Source organism: Dietzia sp. DQ11-38-2 (genome assembly GCF_014145055.1).
GTDB lineage: Bacteria > Actinomycetota > Actinomycetes > Mycobacteriales > Mycobacteriaceae > Dietzia.
The window spans coordinates 1-753 of sequence record NZ_JAALDW010000158.1; the positions used below are offsets into that span (position 1 = coordinate 1).

The 753-nt window shown below is 71.2% G+C and carries 1 protein-coding gene; it reads right to left on the bottom strand.

Going from position 1 to position 753, the window contains the following annotated elements; genetic code table 11:
* Window positions 1–753, bottom strand: a 753-nt coding sequence (locus G6026_RS17160) for a circularly permuted type 2 ATP-grasp protein (protein WP_241727960.1), incomplete at both ends; no start/stop codon positions are given.

Genomic DNA, 753 nt, shown 5'->3' on the forward strand with positions numbered 1-753 from the left:
AACGACCCGGCGGGCGCCACCCGGGTGAGGCCGGCCGGGACCGCGTGCGCCGTCGTCCGGCCCCCCTCGCGCCTCAGGTGGGCGAACGCACGCAGGTCGACGTGCCTCCGCTGCATGTGGGTGCCGTCGAAGGTCGGAAGCGTGGACAGGGCCACCACCTCCTGGGCGATGAACCCCTCGGGTCGGGTGAGCAGCTCTTCGCGCCGTGCGGCCAGTTCCGCCTCGGAGCACTCGGGCCCGATGGTGATCCCCAGCCCCCCGTACCCGTCGATCGGTTTGACCACCAGCTCGCCCAACCGTTCCAGCACCAGGTCGCGCTGGGTGCGGTCCGCACACAGATAGGTCGGGACCTGGTCGAGGATCGGGGTTTCGCCCAGGTAGAAGTCGATCATCGCGGGAACCGAAGCGTAGACGGCCTTGTCGTCCGCCACCCCGTTCCCGAGGGCGTTGGCCAGCGTCAACCGTCCTCCGGCCAGGGCGTCCAGCAGACCGTCCCGGAGCGGCTCGCCGTCGAGCCCCGGAGAGCTGAGCAGCATGTCCTCGTCGATCCGCGCGTACACCACGTCGACCCTGACCAGCTCGTCCCCGGCCCTGCGGTGCAGGATCCCGTCGCGGAAGACCACCTCGTCGGGAGTGACGAGGGGCAGTCCGGTCCGGTCGGCGATGAGGCGGTGCTCGAACCACGCCGAGTCCGCGGGACCGGACGACATCACCACCATGTTCGGGGTGTCACCCGCCGCCGGTGGAGCCGCG